Raw genomic sequence first — 15,133 nt, 5'->3', positions numbered from 1 at the left:
GTTAGTCGACCCGCCGCACCCGCACCGAACGGTGCGCCCCGGCGCGGTGCGCCCTCAGGAGGCCGGGACCGTCCAGCCGCGCCCGCGCAGCGCCTCCGCCAGCGGCGCCGCCGCCGCCGGCAGCACGTCCACCGAGGCCAGCGCCACCGCCTGCCCGGGCGAGTGCTCCAGGCGCAGGTCCTCCAGGTTCACCCCCGCCGCCCCCACGTCGGCCAGCAGCCGGGCCAGCTCCCCGGGGCGGTCCGGCACCACGACCACCACGGTGGCGTACAGCGCCGGCGCGCCGCCGTGCTTGCCGGGGATGCGGTCGCGGCCCGCGCCGCCGGCGGCGACCGCCTCCGCCAGCCGCCCGCGCGCGCCGGGCGCGCCGGGGTCGGCCTGCAGCGCGCGCAGCGCGGCGACCACGCCGTCGAGGTCGTCGCGCAGCGCCTCGAGCACGTCGGCGACCGGCCCGGCGTTGGCGGCGAGGATCTGCGCCCAGAGCACCGGGTCGCTGCCGGCGATGCGGGTGACGTCGCGCAGCCCCTGCCCCGCCAGGGCCACGGCCGGCTCGGGGGCCTCGCGCAGGCGCGCGGCGACCAGGCTGGCGGCGACCTGCGGGGCGTGCGAGACCAGCGCCACCGCCTCGTCGTGCTCGGCGGCCGGCATCGGCACCGGCACCCCGCCGCAGTCCAGCGCCAGGTCGTGCACCAGGGCGACCGCCGCCCGGTCGGCGGCCTCGGTGGCGGCCACCACCCACGGGCGCCCGGCGAACAGGTCCGCGCGCGCCGAGACGGCCCCGCCGCGCTCGCGCCCGGCCATGGGGTGCCCGCCGACGTAGCGGGACAGGTCGGCGCCGGCGGCGCGCAGCGCGGCCAGCGGCCCGCCCTTGACGCTGGCCACGTCGGTGACCACCGCGGAGGGGTGCGCGGCCAGCTCGGCGGCCACCACGTCGGCGACCACGTCCGGCGGGGCGGCCACCAGCACCAGGCGCGGGTCGTCGCCGTCGGCGGGCAGCCGGCCGGCGCCCAGGTCGCGGGCCAGCGCCACCGCGGTGGGCGAGACGTCGCTGAGCACGACGTCCACCCCGCGCAGGGACAGCGCCAGGCCCGCCGAGGCGCCCAGCAGGCCGGTGCCGACGACGCGCACCGTGCCGGCGGTGCGCGCCGGGGCCGCCGCGTCCAGGGTCACCGCGGCCTACTGGGCGATGTCGCGGCGCAGGGCCTGCGCGCCGCGCAGGTAGACGTGGCGCACCTGCGAGCGCGCCAGCGGCGTCTCCACGTGGGCCATCAGGCGGATCACGCGCGGCATCGACCCGGCGACCTCCAGCTCGCGCGCGCACATCAGCGGCACGTCGCCCATGCCGAGCTCGCGGGCGGCGACGGCGGGGAACTCGCTGGTCAGGTCCGAGGTGCAGGTGAACAGGACGCTGATGAAGTCGTCGAGCACCAGGTCGTTGACCCGGACCACCTCCGCGACCAGCTCGCGCGTCGCGGCGAGCACGACCTCGCGCTCGTCGACGTCCACCTGCACCGCACCCCGCACCGCCCGCACCGACACGGCGCTCACCGTACTGGTGCCGGCGGGGCCGGCGCGGGCGGGCCGCCGATCACAGCCCCACGGCCGCCATGAGCTGCTGGACCTCGCCGCGGGTCAGGCGGCGGTTCTTGCCCGGCTTGAGGTCGCCGAGCACCAGCGGGCCCATCTGGGTGCGCACGAGCTTCAGGACCGGGTAGCCCTCGGCGTCCAGCAGGCGCCGCACGACGTGCTTGCGGCCCTCGTGCAGCACGACCTCCACCAGCGCGTAGCCGGGCTTGGAGTCCACCATCTTGAAGGAGTCCACGGTCACCGGCCCGTCCTCCAGCTCCACCCCGGAGCGCAGGTTGCGGCCCAGCTCGCGCTTGACGGGCCCGCGCACCTCGGCCAGGTACGTCTTCTGCACGCCGAAGGAGGGGTGCTGCAGGCGGTGCGCGAGCGCGCCGTCGTTGGTCAGCAGGATCAGGCCCTCGGTGTCCAGGTCCAGGCGCCCGACGTGGAAGAGGCGCTCCTCGCGCGGCCCCACCATGTCCGCCAGGTTCAGCCGGTCCTGCTCGTCGAACATGGTCGAGACGACGCCCTTGGGCTTGTTGACCATGATGTAGACCATCTCGTCGTCCACCGAGAAGCGCAGGCCGTCGACGTGGACCACCTGGCGGGTCGGGTCCACGCGCACGCCCAGCTCGGTGACGACCTCGCCGTCGACGGTGACGCGCCCGGCGGTGATCATCTCCTCGCAGGCGCGGCGCGAGCCCGCACCCGCCTGGGCGAGGAACTTCTGCAGGCGCACGCCCTCGGGGTCGTGCACGTCGGCGCCGCGGCGGGTCTGCGGGCCCGGCCCACGCCGCGGCGGGGCGGGCGCGGGCTTGATGTCGTCGGTCATGCGGCGCGCGGCGCCGCGGCCGGCGGAGCGCTTGCCGGGCTGGTCGCCGCTGCGCTTGCCGAACGGCTTGCCGCCCCCGCCGGGCCCTGCGCCGCGGCCGGGCCGGCCGCCGGGACCGCCCTGGCGGCGGCTGCCGCCCCCTCGGGGCGCGGTGGGGCTCATCGTGGTTCCTCCTGCTGGTCGTCGGGCGTCGCGGGGGCCTGCGGCTGCGCCGTGGCCTCCGGCGCCGCGTCGTCCGCGGCGCTCGCGCGCAAAGAACCATCATCCCCCACCGCGGGCCCGACGCCGACCGCCGCGGCGGCGGGTTCGCCCAGGGCGTCGCCGCGCGCGTCGGCACCAGCGTCGGCACCAGCGTCGACACCGGCGTCGACACCGGGGTCGGCGGGTGCGGCCACGGCGTCGGCGACCGCGCCCGCCAGGGCCGCGCCGGGCTCGGGGGCGAGCACCTCGCGCGGCTCGAGGTCCTCGGGGTCGACGTCCTCGGGCAGGAACGGGGCCAGCGGCGGCAGGTCGTCCAGGCTCTCCAGCCCCATGCGCTGCAGGAACTCGCCCGTGGTGCGGTACAGGGTGGCGCCGCTGGTGGCCTCCACGCCCGCCTCGGTGACCAGGCCGCGGGTCAGCAGGGTGCGCATCACGCCGTCCACGGACACCCCGCGCACCGCCGAGACGCGCGCGCGGCTGACCGGCTGGCGGTAGGCGACGATCGCGAGGGTCTCCAGCGCGGCCTGGGTGAGCTTGGCGGTCTGCCCGTCCAGCAGGAACGCCTCCACGACGTCGGCGTGCTCGGCGCGCGAGTACACCCGCCAGCCGCCGCCGCTCTCGCGAAGCTCGAAGCCGCGCCCGGCCTCGTCGTACTCCCCCGCCAGCTCGCGCAGCAGCAGGTCCACCTCGTCCACCGACTCGCCGGTGGCGCGCGCCAGGGCGGCGGCGGCCACGGGCTCGTCGGCGACCATGAGCACCGCCTCGACCGCGGCGCGCACCCGCCGGCCCGGGTCCTCCACCGGCCCGCCCACCGGGTCGTCCACCGGCCCGCCCACCGGGTCCTGCACCGGCCCGCCGTCCCGCACGTCCCCGCTCACCGCTCTCCCCCCGGCGCGGCGTCCGCGCCCTCGAACTCGTCGACCCCCGCCAGCACGGCGGCGGCGCCCGCGGCGCCGTCGGCGGCGGGCGCGTCCCAGCGCACCGTCAGGGTGCCCAGCGCCTCCGGCTGCTCCAGGCGCACCCGCCGCTCGCGGAACAGCTCCAGCACGGCCAGGAACCGGGCGACCACCACCAGGGTGCCCAGCTCGCCCTCCCCGGCGTCCTGCGCGATCTGCGCGAACGTCAGGCTGCCGCTGCGGCGCAGGCGCTCCACCAGCAGCGCGGCCTGCTCGCGCACGCTGACGGCGCTGGCGTGCAGGTGCTCCAGCCCCACCACCGGCTCCGGCTTGGGCGTCAGCGCCCGCGCGGCGACCGCGGCGAGCTGCTCGGGGCTGACGGTGAGCACCAGCTCGGGCAGCAGCCTCTCGAAGTGCGGCTCCACCGCCACCGCGCGCGGCACCCGCCGCGAGGCCCGCGCGAAGGCCTCGCCGAGGACGGCGGCGACCCGCTTGTAGGCGCGGTACTGCAGCAGCCGGGCGAACAGCAGGTCCCGCGCCTCCAGCAGGGCCAGGTCCTCGGGGTCCTCCACGTCCGCGGCCGGCAGCAGGCGCGCGGCCTTCAGGTCCAGCAGCGTGGCCGCGACGACGAGGAACTCGCTGGCCTCGTCGAGGTCCCAGTCCCCCTCGCCGGCCGAGACGGCCCGCAGGTGCGCGATGAAGTCGTCGGTCACCCGCGCCAGCGCCACCTCGGTGACGTCGAGCTGGTGCTTGGTGATCAGGCCGAGCAGCAGGTCGAAGGGGCCGGAGAAGTTCTCCAGCCGGACCTCGAACCCGCCGCGCGCGCCGGCGGGTGCGTCGCCGCGGGTGCCCTCGGGCAGGGGCGGTCTGGAGGGGGGCACCACGGGGGCCACGGTACCGACCCCCCGGTCCGCCCCCGCTCCCCCGCGCCCGCCGGCACCCCGGCGGCGGCAGGTCCACGCAGTCCCCGAACGCCGCACCGCCCTCGTGGTCCACGAGCACGAACGTCGTGGCGTCGGGGAGGTGCCGGGTCGCGTCGTCCACACGCCCGTCCGGGCGGTCGCGCAGGCGCGCTCACACCGCCGCGCGCAGCGCGGCCAGCCAGGGGGCGTACTCCTCCGGGGGCAGCCGGCGCGCGGTGCCGCGCAGGCCCAGGACGCCGAGGTCCAGGGTCCCGGCGTCGTCGACCGAGAAGCGCCAGGACGCCTCGGGCACGTCCCCCACGCACAGCACGGCGACGGGGGTGCGCCCGCCGGCGGTCAGGCGCACCAGCCGCTGCACCTGCGCGGGGGCGGGGCGGCCGGAGACCGCCACGACCGTCGGCCGCGGGCGCCCGGCCTCGCGGGCCAGCCGACCGGCGAGCAGGTCCCCGCCCCGCCCGGTGCGCCCGTGCCGCGCCTCGAGCAGCTCCAGCAGCGCGTCCAGGGCCGCGTGCGCGGTGAGGTTCCCCGGCGCCAGCACGGACAGCTGGTCGCCGAAGCCCACGAGGTGCACGTCGACCCCGTCGGACCACGCGTTCGTCGCCAGCTCCACCGCCATCGAGGTCACCACGTCCCGGGCCGCCTCCGCCCGGCCGCCGACGGCGATCAGGCCCGGGGCGCTCTCGAGGTCGACGAGGACCTCGTGCTCGCCGCTGCCGGCGACGTCGACGAGCGCCGGGTACGGCGCGGCGGCGCCCTCGCCCCCCGGCGCCCCGGCCGGTGCCCCGGCCGGCGGCGCGGCGGGCAGGTCGGCGCGGGCCACGCGCCAGGCGCCGCCCTCCAGCACCGTCCAGGGCGCCGGCGGGACGGCCGCGGCCCCCTCCGGGCGGGTGCCCAGGTGCAGCACGAGCTCGTCGGCGGACAGGTGCGCGGCGACCACCTCCGGCAGCGGCAGCCCGGCGGCGGCCCGCCCGGCGGCCAGGGCGCGTAGGGCCGTGTCGAGGAACCGGGCGCGCGGGGCGTCGGCGGCGAGGCGGACGTGCTCGACCACCTCGTCCCCGCCGCGCCCGCGGGTGCGGCCCGACAGCGCCGACAGCACCCCGGCGAGCAGCAGCCCCCCGCTGAGGGCACCCCTGGCGACGGCGCCGGGGACCTGCTGCGCGGCGGGGCCCGGCAGTGCCGCGTCGGCGGAGGAGGCGGCGTGGGCGTGGGCCGCGGGCACGGCGGGAGCGGCGACCGGGGCGGGGGCCGGTGCGGGCAGGAGGGGCACCGCGGGCCCGGCGCCGACGGCGTCGGCCGGCAGCAGCAGCACCCACCCGGGGCGGATGAGGTCGGCGTCGACGAGCCGGGAGCCGTCGGGCTGCACCCGGTCCCGGTTCAGCTCGAAGACCTCCCGGTAGCGCAGCGGGTCGCCCAGGGTCCGCTCGGCGATGTCCCACAGGCAGTCGTGGTGCCGGCCGTGCGGGGGCTGCACGACGTAGCTGACGAGCCCGCCGGCGGCCGGGGCGGGGTCCGCGGCGGGCCACCCCGCGTCGGCGCTCGCCGCGGGACCCTGCGCGGTGGGGCCCTGCGCACCGGGCGCCTGCGCGGCGGGGGCGCTGCGCGCGGCGCCGGCCTCCGTGCCGTGCGCGGCCGGCGCCGCGGACCGCCCGGGCCCGGCCGTCGTGCCGGCCACCGCCGCCACGGACGGCGCCGCGGGGCTCTGCGGCACCCACGCGGCCCCCGCGGCCAGCAGCAGCACCGCGGCGACGAGGCGCTGGGCCAGGACCTGGCTGGCCCCGCCCAGGCGCAGCCGGGCGGCGGTGCCGCCGCGCGTCCACGCGGCCAGCTCCACGGCGACGCACACGGCGAAGTGGCCCCACACCAGCCACAGCACGGCGGCCAGCACGTCCACCACGGCGCTCGCGGTGAGCTCGGCGTCGAGCCAGGAGCGGGTGGGCGCGCTCGCGGGCAGCGGGTTGCCCACGAGGTGCACCAGGGCGAGCGGGACGCCGCCGAGCACGGCGAGCAGGACGAGCGCGGCGGCCGCGCCGCGCAGCAGCTCCAGCGGTCGCGCGTGCGGGGACGGCGCGCGCCGGGGCAGCCGCGCCGGGGTGCGGCGCGGGCCGGGCAGGGTGGAGGTGGGCATGGCTCCTCGGGTTCTCTCGGTCCCCCGGCCCTCCCGGCGGGGTGCGGGCCGGTTCCGGAGGGGGTGGTGGTCGGTCAGCGCGCCAGGGGCACGACGAGCGTCTGCACCTCGGTCACGCGCAGACCGGTGGTGGTCTCCAGGTCCACGACGCGCAGCGTGCTCCACGTCGCCCCGGCGTCCTGGCTCACCTCGATGCGCCACGTCTCGTGCGCCTCCACGGTGAAGGTGTCGCTCTCGCGGCCGCGGGAGCGCCCGGCGGAGGTGGTGCGGTAGGTGTGCGAGCACAGGGTCGGCCCGCTGCGGACCGTGGCGCCCGGCGCCAGCCGGTCCCCGCGCCCGCTGCAGCGCACGGTGGTGGAACGCTCCTCGCCGGGGTCGACCCGCAGCTCCTCCATCACGGCCCGCACCCGCGTGCTGCCCGAGACCAACGGCCGCGGGTCGGCGCTCTCCCCGCGCGAGAAGGCGATCGTCTGCCCGACGCGGGGGGTCGTGGAGGGGGAGGTGACCACGCCGAGGGTGTGGATCTGGCCGCGGCGCTCGCGGGCCAGCTCCACGTACGCCTGCTGCCCGGCGGTCAGCTCGCTCCAGAACGGGCAGCGCTGCGGGTCGTCGGGCGAGACCACCACGGTCGAGGGGGAGAACCGGAGGTTCCACGAGGGCACCCCGGTGCGCGGGTCCGGCGGCGGGGTGACGGTGATCTGCTGGAACTCCCGCGGCGGGGCGGGCGGCGGGGGCGGCGGCGGCCCGGTGGGGGTGGGCGCGGCGGTGGTAGGCGCGGTGGTGGTGGGCGAGGCCGTGGGCGCCGGAACCGGTGACGCCGTCGGACCCGCCGCCGGGCCCGGGGAGGTGGTGGGGACGGCGGTGGGACCCGGGGCCGGCGGTGCGGTCGGGTTCGAGGTAGGGGCCGCGGTGGGGTTCGGCGCCGGGGACGCGGTGGGGTCCGCGGTCGGGGCGGCCGCGGCGAGCAGCCGGGCCGCCGGGGTGCGCGGCGCGGCGGCCGCACCGCCGGCGGGGTCGGCGGGGGTTGCCCCGGGGGTTTCGACAGGGGTCCCGTCGGGGGTTCCGTCGGGAGTCCCGTCGAGGGTTCCCCCGGTGCTGACCGGCGGGTCGGCGAGGTCGCGCGGGTCGGGCGCGGCGCCGTCCTGCAGCCAGCACGTGGGCGCGGGCGCGCCCTGCAGCAGGTCCAGGAAGCTGCGCGCGCGGCGCCCGCTGCCCGCGCAGCGCAGCGAGTAGGTGCCGCGCGAGGTGGCCCGGGTCAGGCACGAGCCGGCGGTGCCGTGCACCTCGTCGGCGGCGGAGGCCAGCAGCCGCGCCGCGCCGGCCTCGGCCGCCGACGCCGGCGCCGCCGCGACCGGCACCGCCCCGACGGCCAGGGCCAGCGCGGCCAGCGCGGTCACCGCGCCGCGCACCCGCCGCACCGCGTGCGCACCCATCAGAACCTCTCCTCCCGCACCTGGTCGGCCGAGCACGCCTCGCCGGTGCCGGCCACGTCGTCGACGAGCCAGCGCTCGCCGCTGCGCACCACGACCGCGACGGCGCGCGCGTGGTGCGCCGGGTTCAGCGGCTGCCCGCCGGCCCGGTCCACCTGCCAGCCGCGGTCCTGCAGGCACAGCTGCAGCTCCACGCGGTCCTCGCCCAGCCGGGTGCTGCCGAGCACCCCCACCGGGTACGGCCCGGGCATCTCGTCGCCGAGGTTGGCCGCCAGCAGCGGCACGGCCCACCCCAGCGCGGCCGGGGTGAGGGTGGCGGTGAACGCCGGCAGGGCCGCCGGGTCGCTCTGCCGGGCGTTGATCGCCAGCGCCTGCTGGCGCAGGTACTCGCGCAGCGCCACCACGGCGGGGTCGCCGCCGCGGAGGTCGGCGGCCGCGTCCGGCTCCCCCGCCGCGGGGGCCCGCACCGCCGCGCCCGGGGCCGACGGGGTCGGTGGGGTCGGTGGGGCCACCGGGGAGGTCGCGCTCGTGCAGGCGGCCGGCGCGCAGCCCGCTGCGGCGGCCAGCAGCAGCACCGCCGCGGTCCGGGTCCGCGAGCCGCTCACCGCACGTGCTCCTCGTCGGTGCCCTCGAAGGGGCGGGCGCGCCCGTCGCCGCCGGCGCGCAGCTCGCGCACGCCCACGATGCCCAGCAGGGTCGTCGGCACGACGACGTCCACGTGGGCCACCACGACGGTGCGGCGGCCCTGCGGGTCGCCCTCGGCGGTGGTGCCGCGGAAGCAGCCGCCCGGGTCGACGACCGGGCCGCCCGCCGCCGCGGCGGCCCGGCAGTAGGCGGTGACGCGCTCGGCGACGCGCTCGTCCGGCAGCAGCCGCAGGTCCGGCGCGTCGAGCTCGACGGCGGCCGCTCCGGCGCGCGCGGCCTCCTCGGCGTAGGCGATCGCGCGGGCGCGGGCGTTCAGCTGCCGGGAGGCGTCGACGACCAGGCCGGCCAGCAGGAGCAGGACCAGCGCCAGCACCGGCACGGCCGGGGCGATGGAGCCGTCGTCGCGGCGGGGCCGCGCGGGCGGCGAGGGGCTGGTCACGACACCTCCCGGTTCGGGTCGAGGGGGCTGGAGAAGGACGCGTGGACGGTGAGGCTGCCGGGCAGGCCGGGCAGGCCCAGGTCGGCCAGGGAGTACGTGCAGCGGGCGGTGACGGTCACCGCGGTGCCGGGCACCAGCGGGGCGATCTCGTCCACGGTGAGGGAGTCGGCGCAGTCCCCCGGGCCCAGGGAGGTCCGCACGACCTCGCCGGCGCGCTCGTGCGCCGCGCCCGCCGAGCGGGACTGGGTGGCCGAGCGGGCCGCGTCGCGCACGCCGGCGTCCAGCGTCGCCGAGACCTGCGCGACGCGCGCGTACGCCAGCAGCAGCCCGATCAGCAGCAGCAGGACCGGTGCGACGAGGGTGAGCTCCAGCGCCACGCTGCCGGAGTCGGGACGCCCGGTGCGCCCCGGGCGCCCGGGGTGCCGGGTGCGCCGGTTCACCGCGCCCCCTGGAACCGCTCCAGGGTGCCGACGGCGCGCTGGGTGGTCGTCAGCTCCAGGCCGGGCACGAGGCTGACGACCCGGCCGGAGACCTCCACGGCGACCCTGCGCCGCTCCGGCTGCCACGTGGTGCGCACCCGCGGCTGCAGCAGCGACTCGCGCCCGAGGGTCCCGGCGAACTGGCGCACGTGCTCCTCCACCGCCGGCTGGCCGGCGTCGACGGACTGCTGGTCGGGCAGCACGCGCAGCTGGGCGACGCCCTCGCGCGCGGCCTCCAGGGCGACCGAGCGCCCGTAGGCCCACAGCCCCACCTGGACGGCGAAGAACACCAGCAGCAGGAACACCGGCGCGACGAAGGCCATCTCCAGCGCCGCGGAACCCTCCTCGCGCCGGTCGACCCCGCGCCGGCTCACCTGGTGCCGGCCCCCGAGGCGCTCCCGCCGGCGCAGGCCGAGCCCACGGCGACGTTCGCGCACTCCCGCAGGTCGTTCCCCTTGGACTGCACGATGTTGAAGACGACGCCGCCGATGACGGAGGCGGCCACCACCACGACCGCGGCGATGATGGCCCACTCCAGCGCCGAGGCGCCGCTGTCGCGGCCGCGGGCGGCGGCGCGGCGGGCGCGCGACGCGAGCGCGGAACGCGCGCGGACGAGGACGGTCGGGTTCGAGGGCACGGGTCTCTCCTTGTGCTTCACGGGATCGGTGCGCGGCCGGTGCGGGACCGGCCGGGCGGGTTCAGGACTGGCCGAGCAGGTTCGAGACGGCGGGGAAGGCCAGGAACACCATGAACGCGGTGCACAGCAGCAGCTGGGCGACGAGCATCGACTGCGACTTCTCGCCCGCCTCGCCCTCCACGTCCGCCATGTCGCGCCGGCGCACGGTCGCCGCGCGCGCCGCCAGCGAGGCGCGGATCTTCGCGCCGTCGTCGGCGGCCAGGACCAGCGCACCGGCCAGGTCGGTGAGCTCGGGCACGGCCAGCTCCTCGCCCAGGCGCCCCAGCGCGTCCCAGGGGTTCTCCCCCAGCAGCCGGGCGTTCGCCAGGGCCTGCCGCACGCGCACCAGGGCCCAGTAGTCGCTGACCGAGGCGGAGCTCAGCAGCGCCTCGGGCAGGCCGCGGCCACCGGCGAGGTTCATCGCCACCAGGTCGCAGAACACCCCCACGACGCGGCGGAAGTCGCGGCGGCGGCGCGCCGCGTCCGAGCGCAGCGCCAGGTCGGGCACGGCCAGACCCAGGCCGCCCAGGAGCAGGGCCAGCGACAGCGGCACCCCGCCGGGCAGCGGCACGCCGAACAGCCGCAGGACCGCCCAGCACACCGGCGCCAGCAGCAGCAGGAGCAGCGCGGCGAGCACCTTCGTCGCCAGGAACTCCCCGGTGCCGCGGCCGAGGACGGCCAGGTCGGCGCGGGTGCGCCGCAGCCGCCAGCCGCGCTCGGTGCTGAGCACCTCCAGCCTGTCCCCCAGCGAGCGGACCAGGTGCCCGGTGAGGCGGGTCAGGCCGAGCAGCCCGCGCTCCGGCGCGGCGGAGGCCGCGGCCTCGGCCGCGCTGAGCAGGCGGCGGCGCGAGGACCTGCGCAGGCCGTCGTGGCGGGCGACCTGCACCGCCAGCGACGGCCGCGGGCGCAGCACCACCGCCAGCACCAGCAGGACACCGGCACCCAGCGCGGCGCCGGACAGCAGGGCGGCGCTCACCGGCCCGCCCCCGCGCCCGCGGCGAGGAACCGCTCGTGCGTCTCCACGCGGGCCAGGCGGCGCAGCCACAGCAGGGCCACCACCAGCACGGCGCCGACCACCAGCAGCGCCAGCTGCCCGGGCACCGAGGAGTACGGCGCCACGTAGGGGCGGTTGAACACCGCGAGCAGCCCCATGACGCCCAGCACGATGAGCAGGACGATCTGCACGCTGCGGCGGATGCTGCGCCGGCTGGCCTCGATGCGCCGGCGCACGTCCAGCTCCTCGCGGGTGGAGGCCGCCAGCGCCGTCAGCACGTCGCGCAGCCCCGGCCCGCGCAGGCGGGCGTTGAGCACCAGCGCCGCGCACACCACGTCGGCGCTGGGGTCGTCGACGTCGTCGGCGAAGCGCACCAGCGCGTCGGGCAGGGGCTCGCGGATGCGCAGCCGGTCCACCAGCAGGTTCAGCGAGGGGCGCAGCACCGGCGCGGACGTGCTCGCGGTGGCCGGGATCGCCTGCTCCAGCCCGATCGCGCCGGCGATGGTGTCGCGCAGCGACTCCGTCCACGTCGCCAGCGCCTCCAGGCGGGCGATGCCGCGGCCGGCCTCGGCCCCGGCGCCGAACAGCCGGTCCCAGCAGGCGACGAGCAGGCCGATGCCGATGCCGGCCACCAGCCAGCGGGTGAGCACGAGGGCGAGCACCCCGGCGCCGGCGCTGAGCAGGGCTCGGCGGCTGAGGTGCGGCAGCCGGCGCCGCCGGGACGGGCGGCCCGAGGGCCCCGGCGCGCGGCCGGCGAGACCGGCCGCGAGCACCAGGACGCCGGCGGTCGCGGTGCCCGCGGTCAGCGCCGCGAGGACCTCCGGCGCCAGCGCGGCGGCCACCGCGCCGGTCGCACCGGTCGTGCCGTTCACGCCGACCACCGGTCCACCACGGGCGCCGACCAGCCGGCCGCCTCCAGGTCCGCGGCGCGCTGCAGCGGCGCGTGGGCGCGCGCCACGCCGTCCGGGCCGGCGGCGAACACCTCCGAGGACAGCACCCGGCCGTCCACGCCCGTCACCTCGCGCACGCTGGCGACGGCGCGCCGCAGACCGCCACCGGCGTGGTGGTCGTTGCGCTTGGCGAGGAAGACGACGAAGTCCACCGCCCCCGCGATGAGCATGTGGCTGGCCTCCACCGGCAGGTGCTCCTGCGCCTGCAGCGCGTACGTGGCGATGCGGTTGAAGACCTCCGCGGAGGAGTTCGCGTGGATCGTCGACAGCGAGCCGTCGTTGCCCTGGCTCATCGCGTTGAGCATCGTGACGATCTCGTCGCCGAGGACCTCGCCGACGATGACCCGGCTGGGGTTCATGCGCAGCGAGCGCCGCACCAGCTCGGCCATGCCCACCCCGCCCAGGCCCTCGGAGTTCGGCAGCCGCTCCTCGAACGCGACGGCGTTCGGGTGCGCCTGCACGTCCTGGTCCAGCCCCAGCTCCAGGGCACGCTCGACCGTGATGAGCCGCTCGTGCGGCGGGATCTCCGCGGCCAGCGCGCGCAGCAGGGTCGTCTTCCCGGAGTTCGTCGAACCGGCGATCATGATGTTCTTGCGGGCGCGCACGGCGGCGCGCAGGAAGAGCGCCAGGTCCTCGCTCATCGACCCCGCGGCCACCAGGTCCGCCAGCGTGGCCCTGGCCAGGCGGGCGCGGCGGATGCTCAGCGCGGGCCGCTGGCACACCCCCATGACGGCGGACAGCCGGGAGCCGTCGGGCAGGCGCAGGTCCAGCTGCGGGTTCGCCGCGTCGAAGGGCCGGCTGGTCAGGCCGACGTTCGCCGCCAGCACCTGCACCAGCTCCACGAGGTCCTCGTCGGACTCCGCGACCGGCTCGTGCAGCTCCTCGCGGCCGTCGGCGTAGCTGACGAACACGCGGTCGCACCCGTTGACGTCGACGTTCTCGACGTCGGGGTCCTCCAGCAGCGGCTGCAGGCGGCCGACGCCGAACAGCGCCGCGCCGATCGCCGCGGCCACCGCCTCCTCCGCCGCCGGCGTCAGCGGCGGGCGGCCGGCGCCCACCTCGGCGCGGGCGTGGTCCTCCAGCACCTGCACCACCAGCGAGCGCGCGAACTGGCGCTCGTCGGCGCTGGACATCGGCGCGCGGCCGGCGGCGTCGTCGCGGCGGCGCTGGGCGGAGAGCCGGTCGGCGACCTGGCTGCGCAGGCGGCGCACCAGCTCGTGGTCCACGCCCGCGGCGCCCGCGCCGCGGCGGGGCGCGGGGACGTGACCGGCGGGTGCGGGGACGGCGGCGGGGCCGGTGGTGGGGGTGCTCACGAGGCCCTCCGGTGCTCGCCGGCGGCCGCGGCCGCCAGGGTCGTCACGACGGCGCGCCCGGCGCGCACCAGGGCGGTGCGCTCCGGGCGGGCGGTGCGCGCGCCGTCGAAGACGCGCGCGCCGGCGGGGTCCAGCGGCAGGCGGCCGAAGTCCTCCACCCAGCGCCCCGTCGCACGCAGCACCTCGGCGGCCTCGTCGCCGTCACCGCGGCGCGCGTCGCCGACGACGAGGACGCCGGTGCGCGGCTGCAGGCCGTCGGCGCGGCGCAGCGCCGTGCCCAGCCAGCTCAGCCGCCGGCGGGCGTGCAGCACGGAGGCCACGTCGTCGCGCACGACGAGGACGACCACGTCCGACCCGCGCAGCAGCGGCAGGTGCACCGGCTCGGTGGTCACCCGCCCGGCGTCGACGACGACGTCGGTGCCCTCGGTGCCCAGCTGCGCGGCCGCGGCACCCACCGCCGGCCAGCTGCCGGCGGCGGCGCCGGCCTGCTGCGGGTGCGTCAGGCCGCACACCACGGCCGTGCCGCCGGCCGCGCGCTGGGCCTCGTCGAGCAGCTGCTGCGGCTGCAGGCCGCGGCGCGCGGACGTCAGCAGCGGCAGCAGCCCCCGCTCGGCGTCCAGCACGCCCCCGGCGTCACCGGGCAGGCGGGCGGCGACGTCACCGCCGGCGGGGTCGGCGTCGAGCACCACGACGTCGCGCGGCCACAGCGCGGCCGTCAGCAGCGCGGCGGTGGTCGCGCCCGGCGAACCCTTGGCGGAGAGGAAGGACAGGATCGCCACCGCTCACTCCCGCACCAGGTCGACGTCCGGGCGGGTGCCGTCGGCCACGCGCGCGACGGCCACCTGGCCGGCGGCGGCGGCGGCGACCACGGCCGCGGAGCGCTGCGCCGGCACCAGCAGCGACACCGCGTCGGAGCCGGAGGCGCCGCCGGCGCCGGCGTCGACCACGCGGGCCGCCGCCAGCAGGACCGTGCCCGCGGGGTCGCCGGTGACGGTGGCGCCGCCGTCCTCGGCGACGAGGTAGGCGCGCACCACGTCCCCGGAGCGCAGCGCCCCGCTGGGCCGCTGCTCGGGCCCCAGCACCACGCCGACCACGGCGGCGTCGGCGGGCACCGCGCCGCCGGCCAGGAACATCGTGCGGTTCACCAGGGTGTCCGCGGGGACCCGGGTGGTGGCCCAGGTGCCCACGAAGTTGCCGATCGCGGCGGCCGGCACGACGGCCGCGCCGTCGGCGGCCACGCGCGCCACCCGCAGGTCCTCGGCCTCGACGCGCTCGCCGGGCTCGATGTCGTGGCGGGCGACGAGCACGTCGACGCGGTCGCCGCTGCGGTGGACGACCAGGGCGCTGCCCAGCGCGCCGCCCAGGACGAGGACCAGGCCCAGGGCCAGCAGCGCCGGCCGGCGCTCGCGGACGGGGGCGGGCACGCGCCGGGCGCCGGAGTCCGGGACCTGGCCGGGCGCGCCGGCGCGGGGCGGGGCTGCGGTGGGGGGCATGGCCCCGACGCTCGCACGGCGGGACCGGCGCCACGGTCACCGCCGGCGACCGGTTCCGCCGACCGGTGGAGCGTTCTCACTCGTCCTGACCACAGCGCCCGCACAGCGCGTGACCAGATCGGGTGACGGCACCCCGGGTGGCCGCACCCGGCCCCCGGGACCGTCCCCGGG

The 15,133-nt window shown here is 79.0% G+C and carries 16 protein-coding genes and 1 pseudogene; all 17 read right to left on the bottom strand.

Translation table 11 applies throughout. The features are described from left to right. Positions 1–54: 54 nt before the first annotated feature. The gene (locus ACRYR7_RS06060) at positions 55–1,170 is read right to left on the bottom strand and encodes a prephenate dehydrogenase (RefSeq protein WP_432571173.1); all 1,116 of its coding nucleotides are present in this window, start codon (positions 1,168–1,170) and stop codon (positions 55–57) included. A 6-nt stretch (positions 1,171–1,176) separates the two neighbouring features. After that, positions 1,177–1,539, bottom strand: a complete 363-nt coding sequence (gene aroH / locus ACRYR7_RS06055) for a chorismate mutase (RefSeq protein ID WP_432571172.1) — start codon at positions 1,537–1,539, stop codon at positions 1,177–1,179. A 49-nt stretch (positions 1,540–1,588) separates the two neighbouring features. Beyond that, positions 1,589–2,560: a pseudouridine synthase gene (locus ACRYR7_RS06050; protein ID WP_432571171.1), complete on the bottom strand. Its 972-nt coding sequence runs from the start codon at positions 2,558–2,560 to the stop codon at positions 1,589–1,591. 308 nt (positions 2,561–2,868) lie between these two features. Then, positions 2,869–3,435 (bottom strand): annotated as a pseudogene (gene scpB, locus ACRYR7_RS06045) (SMC-Scp complex subunit ScpB); the annotation flags it as partial. Between the two features lie 38 nt (positions 3,436–3,473). Beyond that, entirely contained in the window at positions 3,474–4,379 is a 906-nt protein-coding gene (locus ACRYR7_RS06040; protein ID WP_432571170.1) for a segregation and condensation protein A, read from the bottom strand. Between the two features lie 190 nt (positions 4,380–4,569). Beyond that, positions 4,570–6,543: a LysM peptidoglycan-binding domain-containing protein gene (locus ACRYR7_RS06035; RefSeq protein WP_432571169.1), complete on the bottom strand. Its 1,974-nt coding sequence runs from the start codon at positions 6,541–6,543 to the stop codon at positions 4,570–4,572. Between the two features lie 74 nt (positions 6,544–6,617). Beyond that, entirely contained in the window at positions 6,618–7,976 is a 1,359-nt protein-coding gene (locus ACRYR7_RS06030; protein ID WP_432571168.1) for a hypothetical protein, read from the bottom strand. Beyond that, complete coding sequence (locus ACRYR7_RS06025; RefSeq protein ID WP_432571167.1) at positions 7,976–8,578, bottom strand: hypothetical protein; 603 nt, start codon at positions 8,576–8,578, stop codon at positions 7,976–7,978. The genes ACRYR7_RS06030 and ACRYR7_RS06025 overlap by 1 nt, the downstream gene beginning before the upstream one ends. Continuing rightward, entirely contained in the window at positions 8,575–9,057 is a 483-nt protein-coding gene (locus ACRYR7_RS06020) for a pilus assembly protein TadG-related protein (RefSeq protein ID WP_432571166.1), read from the bottom strand. The genes ACRYR7_RS06025 and ACRYR7_RS06020 overlap by 4 nt, the downstream gene beginning before the upstream one ends. Beyond that, on the bottom strand, positions 9,054–9,497 hold the full coding sequence (locus tag ACRYR7_RS06015; RefSeq protein ID WP_432571165.1) for a TadE/TadG family type IV pilus assembly protein: 444 nt from the start codon (positions 9,495–9,497) through the stop codon (positions 9,054–9,056). The genes ACRYR7_RS06020 and ACRYR7_RS06015 overlap by 4 nt, the downstream gene beginning before the upstream one ends. Beyond that, entirely contained in the window at positions 9,494–9,910 is a 417-nt protein-coding gene (locus ACRYR7_RS06010; protein WP_432571164.1) for a TadE family protein, read from the bottom strand. Before ACRYR7_RS06010 ends, ACRYR7_RS06015 begins: the two co-directional genes overlap by 4 nt. Beyond that, positions 9,907–10,173: a hypothetical protein gene (locus ACRYR7_RS06005; protein WP_432571163.1), complete on the bottom strand. Its 267-nt coding sequence runs from the start codon at positions 10,171–10,173 to the stop codon at positions 9,907–9,909. The genes ACRYR7_RS06010 and ACRYR7_RS06005 overlap by 4 nt, the downstream gene beginning before the upstream one ends. A 61-nt stretch (positions 10,174–10,234) precedes the next feature. Continuing rightward, the gene (locus ACRYR7_RS06000; RefSeq protein ID WP_432571162.1) at positions 10,235–11,188 is read right to left on the bottom strand and encodes a type II secretion system F family protein; all 954 of its coding nucleotides are present in this window, start codon (positions 11,186–11,188) and stop codon (positions 10,235–10,237) included. Beyond that, on the bottom strand, positions 11,185–12,078 hold the full coding sequence (locus ACRYR7_RS05995) for a type II secretion system F family protein (RefSeq protein WP_432571161.1): 894 nt from the start codon (positions 12,076–12,078) through the stop codon (positions 11,185–11,187). The genes ACRYR7_RS06000 and ACRYR7_RS05995 overlap by 4 nt, the downstream gene beginning before the upstream one ends. Then, entirely contained in the window at positions 12,075–13,382 is a 1,308-nt protein-coding gene (locus ACRYR7_RS05990; RefSeq protein WP_432571197.1) for a CpaF family protein, read from the bottom strand. The genes ACRYR7_RS05995 and ACRYR7_RS05990 overlap by 4 nt, the downstream gene beginning before the upstream one ends. A gap of 83 nt (positions 13,383–13,465) precedes the next feature. Further along, positions 13,466–14,248, bottom strand: coding sequence for a hypothetical protein (locus ACRYR7_RS05985; RefSeq protein ID WP_432571160.1), 783 nt, complete (start codon positions 14,246–14,248; stop codon positions 13,466–13,468). A 3-nt stretch (positions 14,249–14,251) separates the two neighbouring features. After that, complete coding sequence (locus ACRYR7_RS05980) at positions 14,252–14,962, bottom strand: SAF domain-containing protein (protein ID WP_432571159.1); 711 nt, start codon at positions 14,960–14,962, stop codon at positions 14,252–14,254. Positions 14,963–15,133 lie beyond the last annotated feature (171 nt).

It is taken from the genome of Kineococcus gurbantunggutensis, assembly GCF_050871925.1.
GTDB lineage: Bacteria > Actinomycetota > Actinomycetes > Actinomycetales > Kineococcaceae > Kineococcus.
Note: the sequence above shows the minus strand (reverse complement) of the source record. Positions and strands in the feature narration are given on the sequence as shown.

Coding starts and splice junctions, on each gene's coding strand:
- ACRYR7_RS06030 (WP_432571168.1), bottom strand. CDS start 7,976: ATGGGTGCGCACGCGGTGCGGCGGGTGCGCGGCGCGGTGACCGCGCTG.
- ACRYR7_RS05980 (WP_432571159.1), bottom strand. CDS start 14,962: ATGCCCCCCACCGCAGCCCCGCCCCGCGCCGGCGCGCCCGGCCAGGTC.
- ACRYR7_RS06035 (WP_432571169.1), bottom strand. CDS start 6,543: ATGCCCACCTCCACCCTGCCCGGCCCGCGCCGCACCCCGGCGCGGCTG.
- ACRYR7_RS06050 (WP_432571171.1), bottom strand. CDS start 2,560: ATGAGCCCCACCGCGCCCCGAGGGGGCGGCAGCCGCCGCCAGGGCGGT.